At 68.9% G+C, this 23,326-nt stretch carries 25 protein-coding genes; 19 read left to right on the plus strand and 6 right to left on the minus strand.

The features are described 5' to 3' along the window. Positions 1-58: 58 nt before the first annotated feature. Genes VGP60_RS35850 through VGP60_RS35860 form a run of 3 tightly spaced genes read left to right on the plus strand, consistent with a single transcriptional unit; the run spans position 59 to position 2,576 of the window. On the plus strand, positions 59-826 hold the full coding sequence (locus VGP60_RS35850) for an isocitrate lyase/phosphoenolpyruvate mutase family protein (RefSeq protein WP_327552637.1): 768 nt from the start codon (positions 59-61) through the stop codon (positions 824-826). A gap of 57 nt (positions 827-883) precedes the next feature. Continuing rightward, positions 884-1,903 carry an aminotransferase class V-fold PLP-dependent enzyme gene (locus tag VGP60_RS35855; protein ID WP_327552638.1) on the plus strand — a complete coding sequence of 340 codons (1,020 nt, stop codon included), beginning with the start codon at positions 884-886 and terminating at the stop codon, positions 1,901-1,903. A 31-nt stretch (positions 1,904-1,934) separates the two neighbouring features. Next, positions 1,935-2,576: a hypothetical protein gene (locus VGP60_RS35860; RefSeq protein ID WP_327552639.1), complete on the plus strand. Its 642-nt coding sequence runs from the start codon at positions 1,935-1,937 to the stop codon at positions 2,574-2,576. Positions 2,577-2,992: 416 nt separating this feature from the next. Here the strand turns inward: VGP60_RS35860 and VGP60_RS35865 are convergent, their stop codons facing one another. After that, positions 2,993-3,925 (minus strand): ferritin-like domain-containing protein, encoded by a 933-nt coding sequence (locus VGP60_RS35865; RefSeq protein ID WP_327552640.1) that lies wholly within the window; start codon positions 3,923-3,925, stop codon positions 2,993-2,995. A 111-nt stretch (positions 3,926-4,036) separates the two neighbouring features. Here VGP60_RS35865 and rimP point away from each other — a divergent pair, with 111 nt between their 5' ends. The 7 genes from rimP (at position 4,037) to VGP60_RS35900 (ending at position 10,929) form a co-directional block, all read left to right on the plus strand. Beyond that, positions 4,037-4,561 (plus strand): ribosome maturation factor RimP, encoded by a 525-nt coding sequence (gene rimP / locus VGP60_RS35870; protein WP_327552641.1) that lies wholly within the window; start codon positions 4,037-4,039, stop codon positions 4,559-4,561. Continuing rightward, positions 4,558-5,631, plus strand: coding sequence for a transcription termination factor NusA (gene nusA / locus VGP60_RS35875; RefSeq protein WP_327552642.1), 1,074 nt, complete (start codon positions 4,558-4,560; stop codon positions 5,629-5,631). Before rimP ends, nusA begins: the two co-directional genes overlap by 4 nt. A gap of 23 nt (positions 5,632-5,654) precedes the next feature. Next, a complete protein-coding gene (locus tag VGP60_RS35880; protein WP_327552643.1) occupies positions 5,655-6,017 on the plus strand; it encodes a YlxR family protein in 363 nt (120 codons plus the stop codon). Positions 6,018-6,103: 86 nt separating this feature from the next. Then, a complete protein-coding gene (infB, locus tag VGP60_RS35885) occupies positions 6,104-9,148 on the plus strand; it encodes a translation initiation factor IF-2 (RefSeq protein ID WP_327552644.1) in 3,045 nt (1,014 codons plus the stop codon). 116 nt (positions 9,149-9,264) lie between these two features. Continuing rightward, positions 9,265-9,558, plus strand: a complete 294-nt coding sequence (locus VGP60_RS35890) for a DUF503 domain-containing protein (protein ID WP_327552645.1) — start codon at positions 9,265-9,267, stop codon at positions 9,556-9,558. Positions 9,559-9,590: 32 nt separating this feature from the next. After that, the gene (rbfA, locus tag VGP60_RS35895; protein WP_327552646.1) at positions 9,591-10,100 is read left to right on the plus strand and encodes a 30S ribosome-binding factor RbfA; all 510 of its coding nucleotides are present in this window, start codon (positions 9,591-9,593) and stop codon (positions 10,098-10,100) included. Between the two features lie 145 nt (positions 10,101-10,245). Next, complete coding sequence (locus VGP60_RS35900) at positions 10,246-10,929, plus strand: alpha/beta hydrolase (RefSeq protein ID WP_327552647.1); 684 nt, start codon at positions 10,246-10,248, stop codon at positions 10,927-10,929. An 87-nt stretch (positions 10,930-11,016) separates the two neighbouring features. Here VGP60_RS35900 and VGP60_RS35905 read toward each other — a convergent pair whose 3' ends face one another. Then, positions 11,017-11,583 carry a helix-turn-helix domain-containing protein gene (locus VGP60_RS35905; RefSeq protein ID WP_327552648.1) on the minus strand — a complete coding sequence of 189 codons (567 nt, stop codon included), beginning with the start codon at positions 11,581-11,583 and terminating at the stop codon, positions 11,017-11,019. 96 nt (positions 11,584-11,679) lie between these two features. On the opposite strand from VGP60_RS35905, the gene VGP60_RS35910 reads away from it, so the two are divergent. Continuing rightward, positions 11,680-12,396, plus strand: a complete 717-nt coding sequence (locus VGP60_RS35910) for an SDR family NAD(P)-dependent oxidoreductase (RefSeq protein ID WP_327552649.1) — start codon at positions 11,680-11,682, stop codon at positions 12,394-12,396. Between the two features lie 148 nt (positions 12,397-12,544). Here VGP60_RS35910 and VGP60_RS35915 read toward each other — a convergent pair whose 3' ends face one another. Further along, entirely contained in the window at positions 12,545-13,258 is a 714-nt protein-coding gene (locus VGP60_RS35915; protein WP_327552650.1) for an alpha/beta fold hydrolase, read from the minus strand. A gap of 135 nt (positions 13,259-13,393) precedes the next feature. Continuing rightward, positions 13,394-14,449 carry an SAM-dependent methyltransferase gene (locus VGP60_RS35920; protein WP_327552651.1) on the minus strand — a complete coding sequence of 352 codons (1,056 nt, stop codon included), beginning with the start codon at positions 14,447-14,449 and terminating at the stop codon, positions 13,394-13,396. Between the two features lie 23 nt (positions 14,450-14,472). Between VGP60_RS35920 and VGP60_RS35925 the strand changes: the two genes are divergently transcribed. Further along, positions 14,473-15,471, plus strand: a complete 999-nt coding sequence (locus VGP60_RS35925; RefSeq protein WP_327552652.1) for a bifunctional oligoribonuclease/PAP phosphatase NrnA — start codon at positions 14,473-14,475, stop codon at positions 15,469-15,471. On the opposite strand, the gene VGP60_RS35930 is transcribed toward VGP60_RS35925, so the two are convergent. Continuing rightward, positions 15,468-16,259, minus strand: a complete 792-nt coding sequence (locus VGP60_RS35930; protein WP_327552653.1) for a metalloregulator ArsR/SmtB family transcription factor — start codon at positions 16,257-16,259, stop codon at positions 15,468-15,470. The two genes, VGP60_RS35925 and VGP60_RS35930, sit on opposite strands and share 4 nt — an antisense overlap. Before the next feature lie 87 nt (positions 16,260-16,346). Here VGP60_RS35930 and VGP60_RS35935 point away from each other — a divergent pair, with 87 nt between their 5' ends. Further along, positions 16,347-17,666, plus strand: coding sequence for an MATE family efflux transporter (locus tag VGP60_RS35935; protein WP_327552654.1), 1,320 nt, complete (start codon positions 16,347-16,349; stop codon positions 17,664-17,666). A 205-nt stretch (positions 17,667-17,871) separates the two neighbouring features. Further along, positions 17,872-19,197, plus strand: a complete 1,326-nt coding sequence (locus VGP60_RS35940; RefSeq protein ID WP_327552655.1) for an MFS transporter — start codon at positions 17,872-17,874, stop codon at positions 19,195-19,197. Positions 19,198-19,387: 190 nt separating this feature from the next. Here the strand turns inward: VGP60_RS35940 and VGP60_RS35945 are convergent, their stop codons facing one another. After that, on the minus strand, positions 19,388-19,714 hold the full coding sequence (locus tag VGP60_RS35945; protein ID WP_327552656.1) for a metalloregulator ArsR/SmtB family transcription factor: 327 nt from the start codon (positions 19,712-19,714) through the stop codon (positions 19,388-19,390). An 88-nt stretch (positions 19,715-19,802) separates the two neighbouring features. Here VGP60_RS35945 and truB point away from each other — a divergent pair, with 88 nt between their 5' ends. The 5 genes from truB to rpsO all read left to right on the plus strand — a co-directional run bounded on the left by truB (position 19,803) and on the right by rpsO (position 23,208). Next, positions 19,803-20,717 carry a tRNA pseudouridine(55) synthase TruB gene (truB, locus tag VGP60_RS35950; protein ID WP_327552657.1) on the plus strand — a complete coding sequence of 305 codons (915 nt, stop codon included), beginning with the start codon at positions 19,803-19,805 and terminating at the stop codon, positions 20,715-20,717. A gap of 10 nt (positions 20,718-20,727) precedes the next feature. Further along, positions 20,728-21,696, plus strand: coding sequence for a bifunctional riboflavin kinase/FAD synthetase (locus tag VGP60_RS35955; RefSeq protein WP_327552658.1), 969 nt, complete (start codon positions 20,728-20,730; stop codon positions 21,694-21,696). A 123-nt stretch (positions 21,697-21,819) separates the two neighbouring features. After that, positions 21,820-22,299 carry a helix-turn-helix transcriptional regulator gene (locus VGP60_RS35960; RefSeq protein ID WP_327552659.1) on the plus strand — a complete coding sequence of 160 codons (480 nt, stop codon included), beginning with the start codon at positions 21,820-21,822 and terminating at the stop codon, positions 22,297-22,299. A gap of 6 nt (positions 22,300-22,305) precedes the next feature. Beyond that, complete coding sequence (thpR, locus tag VGP60_RS35965) at positions 22,306-22,833, plus strand: RNA 2',3'-cyclic phosphodiesterase (RefSeq protein WP_327552660.1); 528 nt, start codon at positions 22,306-22,308, stop codon at positions 22,831-22,833. Positions 22,834-22,938: 105 nt separating this feature from the next. Next, positions 22,939-23,208, plus strand: a complete 270-nt coding sequence (gene rpsO, locus VGP60_RS35970) for a 30S ribosomal protein S15 (protein ID WP_327552661.1) — start codon at positions 22,939-22,941, stop codon at positions 23,206-23,208. Positions 23,209-23,326 lie beyond the last annotated feature (118 nt).

Below are 23,326 nucleotides of genomic sequence, written 5' to 3' on the forward strand. Positions count from 1 at the left end.
GCGATCGCGGCTGGACACTTCGGCGGCCGCCGACACGTGCGGGCGTTACCTTCGAGACATGGCATTCCGCGATCTCCACCAGCCCGGCCGTCCATTGCTGCTGCCCAACGTGTGGGAGTTCGGCGTCGGCGCTCTCCTTACGGCACAGGGTTTTCCCGCGCTCGGCACGACCAGTCTGGGCGTCTCGGCGGCCGCGGGGGAGCCCGACGGCCATCCGCGCACGCTGGACGCCACGATCGGCCTGGCGTGGAGTCTGTCCACATTGGACACTTTTGTCACGGTGGACATCGCGGACGGGTTCAGCGCGGATCCGGGCGCGGTGGCGGATCTGGCGGCCGTGCTGGCCGAGGCGGGGGCCGTGGGCATGAACATCGAGGACGGCCGCGCCGACGGGAAACTCGCCGACGTCGACACGCAGTGCGCGCTGATCGCCGCGATGAAGGCCCGCGTGCCGGACCTGTTCGTCAACGCGCGGACCGATACGCATTGGCTCGGTACCGGGCCCATGTCGGAGGCGCTCTCGCGGGTGAAGGCGTACGGCGACGCCGGGGCGGACGGCGTTTTCGTGCCGGGACTCACCGGCGCGGGGGACATCGAGGCCGTGGTGCGGGCCGTCGAGCTGCCGGTCAACGTGCTCTTCTCGCCGGCCGGGCCCTCGGTCGCGCAGCTCGCGGAGTTCGGTGTCGCGCGGATCAGCCTGGGCTCGCTGCCGTACCGGATGGCGCTCGCGGCCGCCGTCGAGACGGTCACCGCCGTGCGCGATGGCCGCCCCCTGCCGCTCACCCCACCCACCTACGCCGACGTCACCACCCTGCTCCCCACCTGACCCCGCCACCGCGGTATTCGGGGGCGCGGCGGGTGGCGGTCGCCTAGCCTCGGGCTCATGCACGCATTCGGCGCGGATTTCGACGTTCCTGCTGGCTACCTGAACACCACGAGCATCGGGATACCGCCGGCGCACGTCGCCGACGCCGTGCTGACGGCGGTGGGCGACTGGAGCCGCGGCATGGCCGCACCGCCGGACTTCGACCACGCTGTGCACGTCGCGCGCGGGGCGTTCGGGCAGCTCGTGGGGGTGCCGCGGGAGCACGTGGCGATCGGGGCCTCGGTCTCGCAGCTCATCGCGACGGTCGCCGCGGGACTGCCGGACGGTGCCAAGGTCCTGACCGTGGAGGGCGAGTTCACCAGCACCACCTTCCCGTTCGCCGCGCAGGCCCATCGCGGGGTCGAAGTGACCGAGGTGCCGCTGGCGGACCTGGCCGCGCACGTCGAGGGCCACGACCTCGTCACGGTCAGCGTTGTCCAATCCGCCGACGGGACGCAGGCAGACCTCGACGCGCTGCGGGCCGCCGCGGAGGCGAGCGGGGCCCAGGTGCTGCTGGACGTCACCCAGGCCGCCGGATGGCGGCCGCTGCGCCTCGACTGGGCCGACTGGGTCGTCGGCGCCGGGTACAAGTGGCTGCTTTCGCCGCGCGGAGCGGCGTGGCTCGCCGTGCATCCCCGTGCGCTCGAACGCACCCCGCCGATCGCCGCCAACTGGTACGCCGGGGACGACCCGTGGAAGTCCGTCTACGGCCTGCCGCTGCGACTCGCCGCCGGAGCCCGCTCGCTGGACATCTCCCCGGTCTGGTTCGCCCAGGTCGGGGCCGCCGTGGCGCTGCCGTATCTGGCGTCCCTGGACCTCGGCGCGGTTCAGGCACACTGCGTGAAACTCGCGGACACCCTGCTGACCAGGCTCGGGCTGCCGGAACGCGGGAGTGCCATCGTCGCGCTGGACGCCGATGGCGAGCGGATCGCCCAAGCCGGGGTGAAGGCGAGCAACCGCGCCGGGAAGGTCCGCGTGGGCTTTCATCTGTACAGCTCACTGAGCGATGTGGAGCTGGTGTCAGACGCGTTCGAGTGAACCTCGCAGCGGTGAACTACCGTATCTCCTCGTGGTTGGTGCGCGATTTTCCCCAGGGGCCGGTGACACGGCGCCCCTGCAGCGGGTCGGTGGTCCCGCCCCGCAGATTAAGCCGAAGCTCACTCCGCTCAAGGGCGCGGGCCTGCTCGGCATCGCCGTCGTGTCCGGGTTGCTCTGGTGGCTGATCCGCCACGAAGAGCCCGCGGCTCCGGTGGCCCAGCAGCCGGCGAACACCGGGCAGTTCCAGTTCACCCTGGCCGAGGGGCCCGAGGTCTCCACCGACTGCGCGAAGAAGTCGTACAACAAGACCCAGGACTTCTTCGGGAAAAACCCCTGCCGCAGGCTTTCCCGCGCGCTCTACACGACGACCGCCGGCGGGACCAAGGCCTTGGTGTCGGTTGTGCTGGTGACGATGCCGGATGCGGGGAAGGCCACTGCGCTTAAGGCGCTCACCGACGAGAACGACACCGGCAACATCAGCGACATGGTCCGCGACAAGACCGCGAAGATTCCTGGCCAGCCTGCACTTGCTGATGGCGAGTACGAGTCGCACGTGATCGGTAACGAGGTGACCATCGTCCTCGCCAACTTCTTCAACGGGCACAAGGACACCACGCTGATCAACAAGGTCGCGGTGGATGCGATCCGCTTGTCGTCGAATCTGGCTAAGTAGCTGTGCCGCACGGGTTGGCTTGGGCGGGGGATTACCCCAAAGCGGCGTTGGGGGCACTCAACGCCCCCAACGCCGCTTTGGGGGAATCCTGGAGGGCTTGGCGGGGTGCGGCTCAAAGCTGCGGGGTTGGGCTCTGGCTTGTGTGGCTCAGAGCTGCGTGGTGCGTACAGAGGTTATGGCTAGAAGCCTGTGTTTATTGGCAGGCGCGCGATCAGGTTTGCGTGACCAGGGCGTGGCATGGGGAGGTCGCTTGCGACTTGTTCGGGGGCGCCCTGCTCCCGCAAACCTGGCCTTCGGCGAGCGCGCGCGGTGAAGACTTCCGGCCGTGGCCGGCCGGAAGTCGTGGTGACTGGGTTTACGGACTTAGGGCCTGCGTGGCTGGGTTTGTGGGGGTGACTGGCTTACGGACTGTGGGGTTAGGGGAGGGCGACGGCGGAGGGTTTTTGGTCTGACGCCATGCGCCAGGGGGTGCCGCGGCGGGCCGAGGCGATGAGGGCGCGGGTGGCGCTCGAGCGCAGGCCGGGGTCGTCGGTTTGGCCGACCACGCCGCGCCACGCCGCCGTCGTGTCGGACTCGGCGGTGGCGACGACGGCCTTCGCGGACGACTCGTCGGTCACCGGCTTCGGCGGCACGTAGGCGGCTTCCGCGGAAACCGGGGTGGCTCCGGCCGCCGAAAGCACTCGCTCGCAGAAGTCGCGGCGCTTGACGTGCTCGGCCGAGCCTTCGTTCGCGGCCTTCGTGAAGTCGGCCGACAGGTACGCGCTGACCAGTCCGTAGGTCCAGATCGCAGCGTGTTCCGCGGACAGTGCCTGCTGCAGGGCCTCGACGGCGGCGGGCGGCAGGATCGTGATCGACGGTTGCGCCAGGTCGGTGCTGCTCTCGCCGCTGTCGAGGGCGGGAGTGAGCCGTTGCAGCCCGGCACACCCACCGGCGATCGACGCCAGCAGTCCCGCGCGGTACCGCGACTCGGTGCCGAGGAGGCTTTCCGCCTGTGCTCGCGCCGCCGCGAGCCGTAGTTTGAGCCCGGCGACGCCTTCCGACGGCGCGTCGGACGCCTTGGCCGAGGACTTGGGGCGGTTCAACCTGTCCACTTCGGACTGCAACGCCTGGGCATGCTCGGTGCGCGCGGCCGCGACCTGCTTGGCGACGTCGGCGTCCTTCGCCGAGGACTGGGCCAGCGAGGTGGCTGCGGCGGCATCGGATTTCGCCTGCTCAAGCAGCGGGACCAGTGGGTCGGGGCTTTCGTCGTAGCCCTTCCCACAGGCCGCGGCGAGCGGGATGGCGACGGCGGCCAGCGCTCCCGCGCGCAGGATCCGTCGTCGGCTGAGCTTGCTCGATTCCCCGGTCACACCGAGCCATCCTGCCAGGAGCCGGCCGGGCGACGACGCTCGCGCGCTCCGAACCGGCCACAAGATAAGCTCAACCAACACTGACACACGAATACACAGGAGTGCTTCCACGTGCCCAACGAACTCGCCACCCGGCTCGAGCCCCTCGTGGCCGGTGCCGTCACGGCCGCGGGTTTCGACCTCGACTCGTTCGAGGTGCAGCAGGCCGGCCGGCGTCAGCTGGTCAAGGTCGTCGTCGACGGTGACGAAGGCGTGGGGCTGGACGAGGTGGCCGAGATCAGCCGCGCGGTGTCCGCCGTGCTCGACGAGAACGAGCACGTGATCGCCAGCGCGTACACCCTCGAGGTCACTTCCCCCGGCCTGGACCGGCCGCTGGGCAAGCCGAGACACTGGCGCCGGGCGAAATTCCGGCTGGTGCGCGTCACCCCGCGCGACGGCAAGGAATTCATCGGCAGGGTCGGGCGCTCTACCGAGGACGCGGCCAGGGTCCTCGTCGACGGAGTCATCCGCGACGTCGCCTACGCCGACGTGGCCAAGGCCATGATCGAGATCGAGTTCAAGCAACCCCCCGCGGACGACCTCAAGCTCCTTGAGGAAGACGCCACCAGCACTGAGCCGAAGGAGGAGTCGAAGTGAACGTCGACATCGCCGCACTACGCGCGATCGAACGGGACAAGGACATCCCCTTCGAAACCGTGATCGACGCCATCGAGACGGCGTTGCTGACCGCGTACAAGCACACCGAGGGGCACCAGCCGCTCGCGAAGATCGACATCGACCGCAAGAGCGGCCTGGTGCGCGTGCTGGCCCGCAAGATGGACGAGGCCGGTGAGGTCGCCGAGGAGTGGGACGACACCCCCGAGGGCTTCGGCCGGATCGCCGCCACCACCGCCCGCCAGGTCATCCTGCAGCGCCTGCGGGACGCCGAGCACGAGCGGACCTTCGGCGAGTTCTCCGCCAAGGAGGGCGAGATCATCGCCGGGGTGATCCAGCGTGACGCGCGGGCCAACGCGCGCGGCATGGTCGTCATCGAGGTCGGCGACGCCGAGGGCGTGCTGCCGCAGGGCGAGCAGGTCCCCGGCGAGACCTACGAGCACGGCAGCCGCATCAAGGCCTACGTCGTCACCGTCGCCCGCGGCAACCGTGGCCCGCAGATCACGCTTTCGCGCACCCACCCGAACCTCGTCCGGAAGCTGTTCGCGCTTGAGGTCCCGGAGATCGCCGACGGCACGGTGGAGATCGCCGCCGTCGCGCGCGAGGCCGGGCACCGCACGAAGATCGCGGTGCACTCGAAGGTTTCGGGAGTCAACGCCAAGGGCGCGTGCATCGGCCCGGTCGGCGCCCGTGTGCGCAACGTCATGAGCGAGCTCGCCGGCGAGAAGATCGACATCATCGACTACTCGGAGGATCCGGCGCGCTTCGTCGGGAATGCCCTGTCGCCGGCGAAGGTTATTTCTGTGCGAGTGGTCGACGAGCGCGCGAAAACGGCGCGGGTCGTCGTCCCGGACTACCAGTTGTCCCTGGCCATCGGCAAGGAAGGGCAGAACGCCCGCCTCGCCGCACGCCTGACCGGCTGGCGGATCGATATCCGCAGTGACGCCGCACCGGAGCCTGTGCCCGCTGAAAAGCAGGAGGCCCCGCAGTCGCCGGACGAAGCCCGTCAGGAGGAGCCGCGACGCGCGGCGACAACCGGTTCGGCTGAGTGAGGGGCGACGGGCTAGACTCACTAGTGGTTCAAGACCCACGCGGCGGAACCACACACCAAAACCACCGGCCTGCTCCGGTGCGGACGTGTGTGGGATGCCGTGAGCGGGCCTTGGCCGGTGAGTTGCTGCGAGTGGTCGCGGTGGACGGACAGCTGGTCGTCGACGAACGTCGGCGGCTCCCGGGCAGGGGTGCTTGGTTGCACCCGCGCCCAGGTTGTCTGGACAAGGCCGAGCGTCGGCGAGCGTTTCCCAGAGCCCTACGGTTCACCGGGATCCTCGACGGCCAAGTGCTCAGAGACCATTTCGAGCGGTTCGCCGCAGTTGGTGGGGACGGGAGAGTTTCTCCCGTCCAGTCGGAATCAAGGAAGCAGGTCGACCCGTCATGAGTCAGCCGTGAAGCTGAAGCCATGAACGCGCGACAATAGGACGAGGTCTGCGGGTCTGCCGCCGGCCTCCCCAGAATAGGAGAGCTGTGCCAGGCAAGGCCCGTGTACATGAGCTTGCTAAAGAGCTCGGTGTTACCAGTAAAGACGTCCTAGCCAAGCTCAAAGAGCAGGGCGAGTTCGTCAAGTCCGCGTCGTCGACCGTCGAGGCACCCGTTGCCCGCCGGCTTCGTGACGCGTACCCGGGCAAGGGTGGCGCCAAGCCCGCCCCCGCCCCGCCGCGTCCCGCGGCACCGGCTTCGAACGGGACCCCCGCGGCCCCGTCGTCCGCCGCCCCTTCCGCACCCGCGGCGACCCCGGCTCCGTCCGGTGGCGCCCCGCGCCCCGGTGGCATGCGTCCCGGACCCCGTCCGGGTCCGAAGCCGCCGGCCGCCCCGGCCCCGGTCGAGCAGCCCGCTGCTCCGCGTGAAGTGGCCCCGGTCGCCAAAGCGGAGCCCACGGCCCCGCCCGCGCCGAAGCCCCAGCAGGAAGCCCCGGCAGCTCCGGCCGCCAAGGCTCCTGCCGCCCAAGCCCCCGCGACTCCTCCGTCGAGTTCGACCGGTTCGGTCGTCCCGCCGAAGCCGCAGGGTCCCAAGGCACTTGGTCCCAAGCCCGGCCCGCGTACCCCGCGCGTCGGCAACAACCCGTTCGGTGTCGGTTCCGGTTCGCCGGCCCCGCGTCCGGCCGGTCCGCGTCCCAGTGGTGGCCAGCAGGGTGGTGGCGGCGGTGAGCGTCCGCCGCGTCCCGGTGGCGACCGTCCGGGCGGCGAGCGTCCCGCTCCCCGCCCCGGTGGCGGCGCATCCGGTGGCAACCGGCCCACTCCTGGCAACATGCCGCCGAGGCCGAACCCGGGCATGATGCCAGGTCGTCCGGCTCCCCGTCCCGGTGGTGGCCCCGCCGGTCGCGGTGGACCCGGTGGTGCCGGTCGCGGCGCGCCCGGTGGCGGTCCCGCCGGTCGTGGCGGCCCTGGTGGCGGTCCCGCTGGTCGTGGCGGTCCCGGTGGCGGTGGCGGCGGTTTCCGTCCCGGTGGCGGCGGTCCTGGTGGCGGTGCCGGTGGCGGCTTCCGTCCCGGTGGCGGCGGTCCCGGTGGTGGCGGTGGCGCCCCCGCAGGTGGCGGTGGCTTCCGTGGTGGCGGTGGCGGTCGTGGTGGCCCCGGTGGCCGCGGCGGTACCGCTGGTGCCTTCGGTCGTCCCGGTGGTCCCGCTCGTAAGGGCCGGAAGTCCAAGCGCCAGAAGCGCATGGAGTACATGGACAACATGCAGGCGCCCAGCGTCGGTGGCGTTCGCCTGCCCAAGGGCAGCGGCGAAACGATCCGCCTGCCGCGTGGCGCTTCGCTGACCGACTTCGCCGAGAAGATCGACGCCAACCCGGCTTCGCTGGTGCAGGTGCTCTTCCACCTCGGTGAGATGGTCACGGCGACGCAGTCCGTGTCGGACGACATCCTCGAGCTGCTCGGCGGCGAGATGAACTACGTCGTCCAGGTCGTCAGCCCGGAGGAAGAAGACCGCGAGCTGCTCGGCACCTTCGACATCACCTATGGCGACGACGCCGGTGGCGAAGAAGACCTGCAGGTCCGGCCGCCGGTCGTGACGATCATGGGTCACGTCGACCACGGTAAGACCCGGCTGCTCGACACGATCCGCAAGACGAAGGTGCGCGAGGGCGAAGCCGGTGGCATCACCCAGCACATCGGCGCCTACCAGATCGAGACCGAGCTCGAGGGCAACCCGCGTCTCGTGACGTTCATCGACACCCCGGGTCACGAGGCGTTCACCGCCATGCGTGCTCGTGGTGCGAACGCCACGGACATCGCGGTCATCGTGGTCGCGGCCGACGACGGCGTCATGCCGCAGACGGTCGAGGCGATCAACCACGCGCAGGCCGCCAAGGCCCCGATCGTGGTCGCGATCAACAAGATCGACAAGGAGGGCGCGAACCCGGACAAGATCCGGCAGCAGCTCACCGAGTACAACCTCGTGGCCGAGGAATACGGCGGCGACACGATGTTCGTCGAGATCTCGGCGCGGGAGAACATCAACATCGATGGTCTCCTCGAGGCGATCCTGCTGACGGCGGACGCCGCACTCGACCTCCGGGCCAACCCGAACATGGAGGCCCAGGGTGTCGCGATCGAGGCGCACCTGGACCGCGGTCGCGGTCCGGTCGCCACGGTGCTGGTCCAGCGCGGAACGCTGCGCGTCGGTGACTCCGTCGTCGCCGGTGACGCGTACGGCCGCGTGCGGAAGATGGTCGACGAGCACAACGTCAACGTCACCGAAGCGACCCCGTCGCGTCCGGTCCAGGTCATCGGGTTCACCTCGGTGCCTGGCGCCGGCGACACGTTCCTCGTCGTCGACGAGGACAGGGTCGCCCGGCAGATCGCCGAGCGGCGTTCGGCCCGTACTCGCAACGCGCTCAACGCGTCGCGTCGTAAGCGGGTCAGCCTGGAAGACCTCGATGAGGCCTTGAAGGAGACGAGCACCCTTAACCTGATCATCAAGGGTGACAACTCCGGTACGGTCGAGGCCCTCGAAGCCTCGCTGATGCAGCTGGATGTCGGCGAAGAAGAGGTCGAGCTCAACGTGGTCCACCGCGGTGTCGGTGGCGTCACGGAGTCCGACATCGACCTGGCGACCGCGTCCAACGCGATCGTCCTGGGCTTCAACGTGCGGGCACAGGGCAAGGCGACTGAGCGGGCCAACCGCGATGGCGTCGACGTCCGGTACTACACGGTCATCTACCAGGCGATCGACGAGATCGAAGCCGCGCTCAAGGGCATGCTCAAGCCGATCTTCGAAGAGGTCGAGCTGGGCAAGGCCGAGATCCGCGGGATCTTCAAGTCGTCGAAGGTCGGTACGATCGCGGGTTGCATGGTCATCTCGGGTGAGATCCGGCGTAACGCCAAGGGTCGTCTCCTCCGTGACGGCAACGTCATCGTGGAGAACCTGCCGATCAACTCGCTGAAGCGCGAAAAGGACGACGTCACCGAGGTCCGCGAGGGCTTCGAGTGTGGTCTCACCTTGGGTAACTACAGCGATTTGAAGCTCGGCGACGTCATCGAGACGTACGAACAGCGCGAGAAGCCTCGCGCCTGATAACTGAGAAGCGGCCCGGGGAGAGGCAACTGTCTCTCCCCGGGCCGTCTCGTCTCCACCTCGACCCGGGATCGCAGCTTTTGATAAGCACCGTCCCCTGACACCACCCTTGACACATGTTTGTTGGAGCCCTTGAGCTCGACATCCTGCTCGGCGACGTCCATTCGCTGAAGCAGAAGCGATCCCTCGTCAAACCGGTGCTGGCCGAAGTACGCAAGCGCTTCGACGTCTCGGTGGCCGAAGCCGGTCATCAGGACCTGCACCGGCGGGCGCTGATCGGCGTGGCCGTGGTCGCCGCGGGTGGCGAACACATCCGGGACGTGCTCGACTCGTGCGAACGGTATGTGGCGAGCAGGCCGGAGTTCGAACTGCTGTCCGCGCACCGCCGGCTCATCGGGCCGGACGACTGAAGACTGAGAAGAAGAACAGATAGGGAAAACCCATGGCCGACCCAGCACGGGCGCGCAAGCTCGCGAAGCGGATCTCGCAGATCATCGCGTCCGCTATCGAGCACGACATCAAGGACCCGCGGCTGAACTACGTGACCATCACGGACACGAAGATCACCGCGGACCTGCACGACGCCACCGTCTTCTACACGGTGCTGGCGGAGAAGCTCGACGTCGAACCGGACTTCGAGGCCGCCGCGGCGGCGCTGGAATCCGCGCGCGGGCTCCTGCGGTCGAAGGTCGGCGCGGGCACCGGCGTGCGCTACACGCCGTCGATCCTGTTCCAGGCGGACAACATCCCCGAGGACGCGAAGCGGATCGAAGCGCTGCTCGCCAAGGCCCGCGAGTCCGACGAAGAGGTCGCCCGCCGCCGGACCGATGCCGCCTACGCCGGCGACGCCGACCCGTACAAGGCCCCGCGGGAAGAGTCCGACGAGGACGAGAAGGAAGCGGACATCCACGTCCTGCGCAACTCCTTCGTCGAGCCCGACTCCCATTCCTGACGCCGGAGTTTCCCGGCGCGGACTGCTGCTCGGGGGAGCGGCGCTGCTGGTCACCGGCAGTGCCTGCTCCTCGGCGGCCGTCGTGATCCCGCCCGCGCCGCCCGTCGAGCGGCCACCGTCCTCGCCGACTCCGCTCAGGAATCCGGTGACGATCCAGCGGATGCGCTCGGCGGCCCGCGGCAAGGACGTCGACCTCGTGCTCGTCACGCCGGAAGGTGTTGCGGCGGCCGGGCTTCCGGTGGTACTGGCGTTGCACGGCCGCGGTGCGAATGCGCGGACTTTCCTGGATCTCGGCCTGCCCGCGGTCCTCACTGAGGCGGTGCGCTCCGGCGTGCCGCCTTTCGCCGTCGCTGCCGTCGACGGCGATCACTACTGGGTCGCGACGGATCCGGCCGACGACCCGCAGAAGATGCTGACCGACGAGCTGCCCGGATGGCTCGCCCAGGTCGATCTCAAGCCGCCGTCCGCCGCGTTCGGCATCTCCATGGGCGGTTTCGGCGCCTTGCGCTACGCGCGCGATCGCGGCCTCAAAGCCGTCGCCACGGCCAGCGCCGCCCTCTTCGTCAGCTGGAGCGATGCCAAGGCGCGCAAGGTCTTCCGCGACGAAACCCAGTGGCGCGACCACGAACCCCTGCTCCACACCGCCGCCCTCCGCGCGACACCGACGGGCATCTGGTGCGGCACCAGCGACCCGTTCATCACCGCCGCCCGCAAATACCGCCAGGCCGCCACCCCCGAGGTCGTCGAACTCTCCGCCGGCGCCCACACCGAGAAATACTGGACCCGGGTCCTCCCCGAAATCCTCACCTTCACCGGCACCCGCGCCTGAGTGCAACTCACGCGCACTCAAGTGCAGTCTGTGCACGCATGAGCGCCATCCCTGCACACATGAACGCCGTCTGCGTACGCGTGACCGCTAGTCGGCGTCGGGCAGCGGGTGCGCGGCCTCGGCGCGGAAGCCGTCGAGCAGGAACGCCAGGTGGCGCCGCCACTGGGGATGGGCCGTCGCGCTGACGGCGAAGTCGAAGTCTTCGAGGCGGAAGTCGGCGCGGAGTTGGCCGGACGCCTGAGCGCGGCAGATCACCTTCCGGAAAGTCTCGCCCGCTCGCTCCTTCACGGCGTCCATCGCGGGCGCGTCCGGGAAGGAGCGGGAGCACACTTCGGTGAACCCGCGGTCCGCCGCCTGGGTCTCGCAGGACCGTTCCAGGAAGTACACGAACCCGTCCCAGGGGTCCTCGAACTCCGCCGCGCGTTCCGCGTGCTCGGCCGACAGCTCCAGCGGGCCGAGGAAAACGGCTTCGATGAGCGCCACACGGGTGGGGAACCGGTTGTAGAGCGTGCCGATCGACACCCCCGCCCGCCGGGCGATCTCCTCCAGGGAGGCGTCGAGCCCGGCGCAGCCGAAGACCTCGCGCGCCGCCGTGACCAGAAGGTCCCGGTTGCGCTGCGCGTCGCGCCTCAGTGGACGTTCTTCGGTGGGCATGAGGCAATTATAGGTAAGTTGAAGCCTGCCTCAAGTTCAGGTACGGCGGCCAAACATGAGGGTCACCTCAACTTATCCGTACTGGAGGAAGCGATCATGAAGACGCTGGTGATTTTCGGGGCCGGACCAGGGCTCGGCGTGGCCACCGCCCGCCGCTTCGGCCCCGAGGGCTTCCGGATCGCGCTCGTCTCCCGCAACGCCGGCCGGCTTGGGTCCTTTGTGGACGAACTGGCCGCAGACGGCATCGAAGCGGCGGCGTTCCCGGCCGAACTGGGCGACCGGGGAACCCACGACGGCGTCGTGGCGGCGATCACCGCGCGCTTCGGCTCGATCGACGTCGCGGTGATCAACGGATTCCTCGACTTCTCCGCGATGCGGCCGGTGCTCGACATCGACGTCGAGAGCATGCAGACCGTGCTGGACGGCACCGTGCTCGCGCCGCTCTCGCTGGTCAGGCTCGTGCTGCCGGGAATGGTCGACCGCGGCGACGGCGCCCTGCTGTTCGGGCTCGGGGCGTCGGCGAAGAATCCGATGCCGCCGCTGGCCGCGCCGGGTTCGGGACAGGCGAGCCTGCGCAACTACATCCACAACCTCAACGTGGAGCTCGCGGGCAAGGGCGTCTACGCCGGTGCCCTGACGATCGGCGCGCTCATCGAGAAGAGCGACGCGCAGCACGCGTACGACTCGAACCCGGACTTGGCGCAGAGCCTGGAGATCGAACGCGTCGAGCCTGCGGACCTCGCCGAGCGGTACTGGGCGATGTACACCAAGCGCGAGCGCGCTGAGGAGCTCGCCGGAGCCATCGCCGAGTAAGCCCGTTCTTCTCGTCCGCAGTTTGACTGTGTCCTTGGGGCATGGTGTGGACTGAGTGGACCTGCGGACGACGAGGGAGGCAGAGAATGGCGTTGAGCACTCGGCAACTCGCCGAGCTTGCGGGCGCGACGGTGAAGGCCATCCGGCACTATCTGTCGAGCACGATCCGGTCGGCCCGCTCCGGGAACAGCGACGCGTAGGCGGCCCCCAGCGCCGAGCCGTAGGAGAACCCGAGGAAGTTGGCCTTCTCCTCACCGAGCGCGGCGCGGATCCGGTCCAGGTCGCGAGCCGTGTTCGCCGTCGTCAAGTGGCGCAGGTGGCCATCGCGGTCGTTCCGCGCGCACTGCTCTGCCACCCCCTTAACGACCTTCGCCCGCTCGACCACCGCCGCATCGTCGGCCGCGTACGGCGGGATGTTGCCGAGGTAGGGCCCGTCGGCGGTGAATCCGCAGCTCACCGGCGCCGAATGCCCGATCCCCCTGGTGTCCATGCCGATCACGTCGTAGCTGTCCGTCACGCTCGCGGGCAGCCCCCGGGCCACCAGGAACGCGGGGAACGCCAACCCGGACCCACCCGGACCACCCGGGTTGAGCAGCAGGATCCCACGCCGCTTGCTCGGATTCTTACTGGCCAGCCGGGAGATCATGATGTCGATCTCGCTGCTCGCCGGATCGGCGTAGTCCACCGGCACCGGCACGGTGGCACAGTCCAATTGGGACGGTGCGGCCTCGGCCACGACATCCTCTGGACACGCGCCCCACGCCACCTGCGTCGCGACCGCGGCCGCGGCGGGCACTACGGCCAGCGCACTGGCGACGCCGATCACCGCCAGATTCCTTGTCACGCTGCGATGTCTGGTCATGTAGCTCCCCTCATCGTGTCGTTTGCGACACCGAGCTAACAGCCTGCCCTTGGGGCACAGTCAAGGAACGCGTGCACAGATTGCACTTGAGTGCGCGCAGAGTGCGTTTGGGTGCGCGCAGAGTGCGCTTAGGACTTAGGCGGGTTTGCGGGCTACTACGAGGTCGCGGACGATGGCTTGGTCGACGCGGTGGGAGAAGTCTTCGAAGGGGCCGCCTTCGCAGACGTCCAGGCCTGCGCGGGCGAGGATCTCGACGAGCTCCTCGCGTTTGGTGACGTAGGTGTTCCACGAGATGCCGATCGCGCCGCCTGGGCGGAGCACGCGTGTCCACACCGGAATGGCGGCGGCCAGCAGGTCGCGTGGGCTGCGCGCCAGGCTCGCGTCCTGCGTGCGGTGGCTGCCGTGCTGTACGCCGTAGGGCGCGTCGGTGACGATGACGTCGACGGAGTTCGCCTTGAGCAGGTCGTCGGCGGTCAGCGTGTCGCAGTTGAGGTAGGTGAGTTTGCGCGTCTCACCTGCCTTGTACTGCTCCTTGGTGAGGCCGAACTCGACGTCCAGGCGGCGGCCGAGGCGCACCTTGTTGCGGCGGACCTGCCCGGACTCCGCGGTGTGCTTGACCCGCTTGGTGCGCAGGTAGGTCTTGACGAACTGCTCGTAGGCCTCGAAATCCTTGCCGTCGACGTCGAGCCCAGTGGCGTGGAAGCCGTACATCAGCGCCTGGTTCAGCGTGGTTCCCCTGCCGCACAAGGGATCCAGCACGTGCAGCGGCTGCTCGAGCATCGCGAGCGGCGACGCCGTCGAGAGCAGGGTGACGTTGAAGAGCAGCTTGGTGAAGAGTTCGTTCGTCTTGCCGGGGTACTTCTGGATCGTCAGCAGATCCGAGTCGAAACTGGCCAGCGGACTGATCGTCACCGGCCGCAGGGTTTCTTCGCCGCGTTCGCTGTGTGTGTATTCAAACAGCGCGTACAACGACGACAGGTTCGACAACAGCGCGATGTCCAGCGCCGTCAACGGTTCCGCTGTCGAGAAGACGACGTAACCGACTCCACCGATGGTGTCCTCGCCGACGTCGGTGAGTTCGGCGGACAGGGCCGCGCCGAACACCGAGAGCTCGGCGCGGAGCAGGCCGGGGGAGGAGTCGGTGTAGACCCGGTTGGCTGACGGGTAGACCAAGATCGCGTACTGAGGCATCGCGATGAGCGTAGCTTGCGGGGGTGAGCACTTTGGAGCAGGACATCCGGCAAGCGGCCGCCCTCCTAGCCGACGCGAAGGACGTCACCCTGCTCGGGCACGTCCGCCCGGACGCCGACGCCCTGGGCAGCGCGTTGGCGCTGGCCAGGGTGCTGCAGCAGCGCGGCGCGACCGTGCGCGTCTCGTTCGGCGCCCCGGACGAGGTGCCCGAAACCCTTCAGGGACTCGACGTCGGCGGCCTGCTCGTGCGGCCCGCCGAGCTCCCCGAAACCGAGCCGCTCCTCGTCGCGCTGGACACGCCGACGCTCGGCAGGCTCGGGCAACTGGGGGCCAGGGTGGCGAAGGTCAAGGCCGCCGGCGGTGAGGTGCTCGTCGTCGACCATCACTCGTCGAACACCTTCTTCGGCACCCACCACGTCGTCGACGAGACGGCCGAAGCCACCGCGGTGCTCGTGCTGCGGCTGATCGACGCGCTGGGTGCCGCGCTGGACGAGCCGATCGCGCGTTGTCTCTACGCCGGGCTCGTCACCGACACGAGTGGTTTCCGGCGTGCGACGCCGTCGACCCACGACATGGCGTCCCGCCTGCTCGAAGCCGGGGTGGATCCGGATCGGGTGGTCCGCCAGATCGTCGACGACCATCCGTTCGCCTGGCTGCCGATGCTGGCGACCGTCCTCGCCGGTGCCCGTCTCGAACCGGAAGCCGCGCAGGGTTTCGGCCTGGCGCACGCCGTCGTCCGCGCCGACGTGGCCGCGACCGTGCGTGCCGAGGAAGTCGAATCGGTGATCGACATCGTGCGCTCCACCCGCGACGCCGGGGTGGCTGTCGTGCTGAAAGACGCCGGTAGCGGCCGGCTCTGGCAGGTTTCGCTGCGCTCGGCGGGAAAGATCGACGTCTCTATGGCAGCTCGGGCACTCGGCGGTGGCGGGCACCGGATGGCCGCGGGCTGCACGGTCGAAGGCTCTTCGGATGAGGCGCTCGACCTCCTGCGCAAGGCACTGGACGAAGCGCCGCTCATCTAGTCGGACTTCGCCATGGTTTCGCCGGTTTCGAGCAACGTCTTGAGGTCGGACAGCAGATGCGGCCAGCCTTGGCTGACCATCTGCACGACGGTGGAGCCGGGCTCGATGCCGTCGTGGGTGACAGTCAGCTTGACCGTCTCGCCGACCGGTTCGAGGTCGAAAGTCGCCTTGGACCGCGGCTCGGCTACCAGCTTGGCGAGGACATCTTCGGCCACGCCGTTGGCCTTGGCCCAGGCCGGGCTGAAGGTGTGCCAGGTGTAGGCGAGCCGCCGGTAGGGATCGGCTTCGAGCACGATCTGACCGGGATCGACGGTCTTCTCGCCGTTTTCGTTCCACGCCATCGCCGAGCCGGCCTTCCAGTCCGTCTCGAAGGTCACGCCCCAGTAGCGCTTGGTGAAGGCCGGTTCGGTCAGTGCCTGCCAGAGCCGCTCGGGCGTGGTCTTGATGTAGGTCGTGTAGACGAATTCGGTGCTGCTCATGGGTTCTTGCTCCAATGCTGTCTTCAGGTCGGCGAGTGCGCCGGCCCGTTCGCGGTGGTAGTGGCTGATCCAGCGGTCGGCGATGGCGTTGATCGGCGCGGCGTCGAGGTAGTGCAGCTTTTCCCGGCCGCGCCACGCCGTGGTGACCACACCGGCCGCCTCCAGCACCGCGAGGTGCTTGCTGACGGACTGCCGGGCCATCTCCAGCCCGGCGCACAGCTCGCGCAGGGTCTGCCCGTTTCGCGCGTTCAAGCTGTCGAGCAGCCGTCGGCGGCTGGGGTCGGCCAGCGCTTTGAACACCTCGTCCATGTGCCGCCTTTCTAACATGCAGCTGATCGGCTGCGTAAAATATGGCAGCCGGCTGGCTGCATGTCAACCCTGACGTAGATTCGCCCTGTGTCGAACACTCTTGAGGAACGCGTACCGCCTCGCCGGATCCTCGGGCTCGCGGTGCCTGCGCTGGGCGTCCTGGCCGCCGAGCCGCTCTATGTCCTCGTCGACACCGCCGTGGTCGGGCATCTCGGTGCGGTGCCGCTGGCCGGGCTCGCGCTCGGCGGGGTCGTCCTGACGCAGGTGTCGAGCCAGCTGACGTTCCTTTCGTACGGCACGACGTCGCGTACCGCGCGGCTGCACGGCGCCGGACGCCGGGCCGACGCGGTGCGCGAGGGTGTGCAGGCGACCTGGCTGGCCATCGTCGTCGGCCTGGTCGTGCTCGTGGCCGGGCAGCTGCTCGCGTCGCCGATCGCCCGCGTGCTCTCCGGCGACGACGAGATCACCGCGGCCGCCGTGTCGTGGCTGCGCATCGCGTTGTTCGGGGCGCCGCTGATCCTGATCACGATGGCGGGCAACGGCTGGATGCGTGGGGTGCAGGACGCCGCCCGGCCGCTGCGGTATGTGTTGGCGGGCAACGCGATTTCCGCCGTGCTGTGCCCGGTCCTGGTGTACGCGGCGGGGCTGGGGCTCGAAGGTTCGGCCATTGCCAACGTTGTCGCCCAGGTGATTTCGGCGGGCATGTTCCTCGTCGCGCTGGTGCGGGAAAAGGTGCCGCTGGCGCCGGACTGGGCGTTGATGCGCGCGCAGCTCGGACTCGGGCGCGACCTGGTGATCCGGAGCCTCGGCTTCCAGGCGTGCTTCGTTTCCGCGGCCGCCGTCGCCGCGCGGACGTCGACGGAAGCCCTTGGCGCGCACCAGATCGTCCTGCAGCTGTGGGTGTTCCTCTCACTGGTACTCGATTCGGTGGCGATCGCCGCGCAATCGCTTGTCGGCGCGGCACTCGGGGCCGGGTCCAGCCGTCAGGCGCGCGGCATCGCCGGGCAGATCACGCGGTACGGGCTGATCTTCGGCTGCGTGCTGGGAGTGGTTTTCGCGGCGGTGTCCCAGGTTCTGCCCCACGTGTTCACCTCCGACACCGCGGTGCTCGGGGAAATTCCGCACGCGTGGTGGTTCTTCGTGGCGCTGCAACCGATCGCCGGCGTGGTGTTCGCGCTCGACGGCGTCCTGCTCGGCGCGGGCGACGCGGCGTTCCTGTGCAACGCGACCCTGCTCAGTGCCGGGCTCGGGTTCCTGCCGCTGATCTGGGCGTCGCTCGGTTTCGGCTGGGGACTCGCCGGGATCTGGACCGGGCTTTCACTGTTCATGGTGTTCCGGCTGATCGCCGTCGTGATGCGCTGGCGCTCGGGCCACTGGGCCGTCGTCGGCGCCGTCAAAACCCCCTGACCCCTTCCGTCATCTGTCGACATCACGTGATCTCTCAGTTCCTGAGAGATCACGTGATGTCGACATCTCGTGGGGCGTTCTCCCCTGGCTGTGGTGAATGACACGGGGGTTACGGGTATGTATCGGAGTTGTGTACGCGATACAACAGTTGTGGCGGCATCGTGGGCGCCTCCGCCGATGTTGTCTGCTCCTGGGAGGGATTTCCGTGACGCCAGTCACCGGCCGGGCGACCCGCCGGTCTTGGTTCGTCTGGCTGACCGCCGCCGCCGTCTACCTGTTCGCTGTATTCCACCGTACGTCGTTCGGCGTCGCGGGACTTGAAGCCGCCGAACGCTTCGGCGTCGGCTCGGCCGCTCTCGGCATCTTCACCGTGCTGCAGATCGGTGTCTACGCGGCGATGCAGATCCCCACCGGCGTGATGGTCGACCGGTTCGGTCCCCGTCGCGTGCTCACGGTCGCCCTGGTTTTCCTGGGGCTGGGCCAAATCCTGCTCGCTGTGGCGCATTCCTACCCGCTCGGCCTGCTTGCCCGCGGTGTCCTCGGTTTCGGTGACGCGCTCACCTTCGTCAGCGTGCTGCGCCTGATCGCCGCGCATTTCCCCGGCCGTCAGTATGCCGTCGTCACCTCGTTTACCGCCGCCATCGGCTATGTCGGCAACCTCGCCGCGACGGTCCCGCTCTCGCTGGTCCTGCGCGGCGAAGGCTGGACGCCGACGTTCCTCGCCGTCGGCGTGATCACCGCGTTCTACGCCGTCGTGGTGATCACGCGCGTCAAGGATCACCCGGACGGCGTGACGCGCCCGGTCGCGGCGTCGGTCGGACTGCGCGAACTCGGCCGCCAGGTCGCGTCGGTGTGGCGGGTTCCGGGTACCCGCCTGGGTTTCTGGGTGCACTTCACCACCATGTCCGCGCCCAACGTCCTCGCCCTGCTGTGGGCCGTGCCGTTCCTGGTGCAGGACCAGGGCCGCTCGGCGGCGTCGGCGAGCGCGTTGCTGATCGTGTTCGTCTTCGGCTCGATGATCGGCGGCCCCCTGATCGGCTCACTGATCTCCGGACGCCCGTCGTCGCGGATGCCGCTGGTGGGCGGATATCTCGCCGGCGCGGCGGTGATCTGGACGCTGCTGCTCAGCTGGAACGGTCAGATCCCGCTCGGATTCCTGGTGCCCGCCTTCGCTTTGCTCTCGCTCGGCGGGCCGGCCTCGATGATCGGCTTCGCCCTCGCCCGTGACTACAACCCGCTGGTGCGCGTCGGCACCGCGACCGGGGTGGTCAACGTCGGCGGGTTCGTGGCGACGACGATCGCCGCGCTCGCCGTCGGCCTCCTGCTGGAGTGGACCGGCGGCAACTTCCGGCTGTCGCTGCTCGCGCTCGTGGTGGTGCTCCTGACCGGCAGCTTCCGGACGCTCGTCTGGTGGCGCCGCACCCGCGCGCAGCTGTTCGCCGCGGAGGCCAGGGGAGAGGACCTTCCGGTGCGCATCCGGCGCCGCCGCTGGGACGTGCCAGCGCCCGAAATTCAGACGGCGGTCGCGTAGCGGCTCGCCAGTTCCGCGTGTCCCGTACCGAGTTCCGGCCGGTCTTCGCGCGGGACACGGTTCCCAGCGTGTGACCGTGCACTGGATGACCGCGCCGCCGAGCATCTTCAGGGTGAATTCGCTGTCGGGCCCCGGTTTCCCGTCGACTTCGCCGAACCGGTCGAGCGGTCGACCGTGCCGAGCGACGAGGTCATGGCTTCTCCTTCAGGGTCGACAAGTGCTGGGTGAGGGCGTCGAGCTTGGTGTTCCAGTACTGATGCTGGCGGGTCGCCCAGTCGGCGATGTCGGCCAGCGGCCGCGGGTCGAGGCGGTAGATGCGCCGCTGCGCGGACACCGTGCTGGTGACGAGCCCGGCCTCGCGAAGCACCTTCAAATGCTTGGACGTGGCGGGCTGGCTGATGCCGAATTCGGTCCGGGTGAGCTGGGCCAGATCGCCCGCGGTGGCCTCTCCGCCGGCGGCCAGCCGTTCGACGATCCACCGCCGCACCGGGTCGGCTACCGCTTGGAAGGTGTCCACGGCCAGAGTTTAACCGTGAGATCATATAACTGTAAAGTGAAATATGTGGCCTGCAAGGGCTTCGGCGAGCGATCGCTAAGGTTCCGGCGTGTCTCGCCCGAAGCAGCCCCGCAGTCCAGCCCCTCCGCCCGGCCTCGTCATCGTCGACAAGGCGCCCGGCATGACCTCTCACGACGTAGTCGCCCGTGCCCGCCGGATCATGGGCACCCGCAAGGTCGGCCACGCCGGCACACTGGACCCGATGGCGACGGGCGTGCTCGTGCTCGGCATCGAACGCGCCACCAAGCTGCTCGGGCACCTCGCCCTGGACCGCAAGACCTACCTGGCCACCCTTTCGATCGGTGTCTCCACCACCACCGACGACGCCGAGGGCGAGATCTTCGGCGAGGTCGACCAGGCCAAGCTCACCGAGATCACCGACGCCGCCATCGCCGCCGAGATCGCCAACCTGACCGGCCCCATCCAGCAGGTGCCGAGCGCGGTGAGCGCGGTCAAGATCGACGGGAAACGCGCCTACGCGCGGGTCCGCGCCGGGGAAGACGTCGTGCTCCCGCCGCGCCCGGTCACCGTCTACCGCTTCGATCTGCTGGCCACCCGGCGTGAAGCCGATCACCTCGAACTCGACGCCGTCGTCGAGTGTTCTTCGGGCACCTACGTCCGCGCGCTCGCCCGCGACCTCGGCGCCGCGCTCGGCGTCGGTGGTCACCTCAGCGCGCTGCGCCGCACCACCGTCGGCCCGTTCACCCTCGCCAAGGCGCGCACGCTCGAAGCGCTCGAAGAGACCCCGGAACTGTCCCTGGACCTCGATTCCGCCGTCGCGGCCGCCTTCCCCCGCCGGGACGTCGACCGGAACACCGCGCGGGCCGTCCAATTCGGACAGACGGTGCCCGCGGCCGGGATCGAAGGCACTTACGGCGTGTTCGATCCGGACGGCAAAGTGATCGCGCTGGCGGCCGACGCCGAAGGTGTGACCCGGTCTGTGGTTGTGCTGGTTCCGGCATAGGGTGACTCCTGTGCAGCGTTGGCGTGGCTTAGGCGACCTCCCCAGTGGCTGGGGACGGTGTGTCGTGACGATCGGCGTGTTCGACGGGGTGCATCGCGGCCATCAGGCGCTGATCCGCCGGACCGTCGAGCTCGCCGCGGAGCGTGGCGTGCCGGGTGTGGTGCTCACCTTCGACCCGCACCCGTCCGAGGTGATCCGCCCCGGCAGCCACCCGGCCCAGCTCACCACGCTCCGCCGCAAGGCCGAACTGATGGAGAGCCTCGGCATCGACGTGTTCTCGGTGCTGCCGTTCACTCTCGAGCTGTCCCGGCTGACCGCGCACGAGTTCGTGCACGAGGTGATCGTCGACAAGCTGCACGCCGCCGCGGTGATCGTCGGCGAGAACTTCACCTTCGGGCACAAGGCCGCCGGCGACGTCTCGCTGCTGCGGACGCTCGGCAAGCGGTTCGGGTTCGTCGCCTACGGTGCCGAGCTCCAGGGCCGCTCGCTGGACGACACCGACCACGTCGAGAGCGAGATCACCTTCTCCTCCACCTACGTGCGCTCGTGCATCGACGCGGGTGACGTCGGCGCCGCCGCGGAGGCCCTCGGCAGGCCGCACCGGCTCGAAGGCATCGTCGTCCGCGGCGACGGCCGGGGCCACGACCTCGGCTACCCGACGGCCAACCTGTCGACGCCGCGCTACGCCGCCGTCCCGGCCGACGGCGTCTACAGCTGCTGGTTCACCCGATCAGGCGCTCCGGGCAAGAGGTTCCCGGCCGCGGTCTCGGTCGGCACGAACCCCACCTTCTCCGGCCGCGAGCGGACGGTCGAGGCGTTCGTGCTCGACGTCGACGAGGACTTCTACGGTCAGCACGTCTCGCTGGACTTCGTCGCGAAGCTGCGTGACCAGGTGAAATTCTCCTCGTCGGCAGGGCTCGTCGCCCAGATCGACGACGACGTCGTCCGCACGCGCGAAGCGCTCGGCGTCGGGAACTAGGGCGTGCCTGGTCCGGGTGCCAAAGCGAAATACTGGGTGGTTTCGCCCCGGCCGAGCCGTCCCGACTGGCAAGATGCTCACGGAACGTGCGTCAACGATGTTTGTTAGGGGAGCAGGACAACGGTGGAGGACCACAAGATCGTTCAGCGGAACATCGCGTTACAGAAGGAGTGGTACGGCGAACCGCTCGGCGATCGCGTCCGGCGGCTGGTCGTGGCGTTCGACGTGTCCCAGGCGTTTCTGGCCGAGGTACTGGGCATCAGTGCCCCGATGCTGAGCCAGGTCATGAGCGGGCGCCGGGCGAAGATCGGGAACCCGGTCGTGCTCGCCAGGATGATCATGCTCGAGCGCAAGACACTGGTGCCGGGGGTGGCCGCCGGGCACCGCGAGGCCATGCTCGCCGCGATGGAAGACGTGCGGGACGCGCGGCCGACGGTCGGCCGCGACACCTTCCCCGTCGGCTCCGTCGCCGACGACCAGACGGTGCTCGCCGCGCTGCGTGAGATCGCCGAAGACGAAGACCTGGGCGAAGCCGCCAAGCGCCTGGACGACGATTTCCCCGCGCTGGCCGACCTGCTGCGCCGCGCCGGTCAGGCTTCCTGACCGTCGATGCTGCTGTTCACCGCGCTCATCCCACCGGCTCACGTCGTCGAGTCGCTGCGCGCCGAACTGGACCGCGTCGACGCCTGGGGAAGTGACGACGTCCGCTGGTCGCCGCCGCACCAATGGCATATCACCCTGGGGTTCTACGGCGAGCAGACCGACACTGCGCACCACGTCGAACTGCTGGCCGAACGGTTCCGGGTGAGCGAGCCACCGCGGGTGTGGCTCGACGGGGCCGGAACATTCCCCGGCGTTTTGCTGTTGAAAGTGGCGGGGGAGGGTTTGACACGGCTGGCCGAGGAGGCCGGGGCGGGTGAGGAACGCCGGGAGTACCGGCCCCATCTCACCCTCGGCCGGACGGCCCGCGAGGCCAGGACCCCTTGGGAACAGCGGCTTGCCGGGTACCGCAGCGAGCCGTGGACGGCGAGTGAAGCGGTGCTCATGCGCAGTGATCGGGCCGAGGGCGGCCCGCACTATAGAGTGGTCGCGACCTACCAGCTGACCTGCGGTCGTCATAGCAGTTCAGCGGGCTGATAGCCTTGTCAACTGGGTCCGGCTGCAGTCCGTGGCGGCCGTGACCGTCTCCCCGTCGCGAAAAGCGTGTTCGGGCCGCGCGGACTTATCAGTAGGAGAATACCTGTGGCTCTGTCCACTGAAGACAAGAAGTCGATCCTCACCGAGTACGGCGTGCACGACTCGGACACGGGATCCCCCGAGGCCCAGATCGCGCTGCTCACCAAGCGCATCGTCGGCCTCACCGAACACCTGAAGGAACACAAGCACGACCACCACTCGCGTCGCGGGCTGCTGCTGCTGGTCGGCCGTCGCCGCCGGCTGCTCAACTACGTGGCGAAGGTGGACGTCGAGCGTTACCGGTCGCTGATCGGCCGCCTCGGCCTTCGCCGATAGCTTGAACACCCGAGGGGGAGCGGCCGACGCCGCTCCCCCTCGGTCCAAGTACCACTGTGACACTGAAAAGCTGCAAACATAAAAGCTAGTTAACAGGGTTAAGGCGCACACAGCGCCC

This window comes from Amycolatopsis sp. (genome assembly GCF_036008905.1).
Lineage (GTDB): Bacteria > Actinomycetota > Actinomycetes > Mycobacteriales > Pseudonocardiaceae > Amycolatopsis.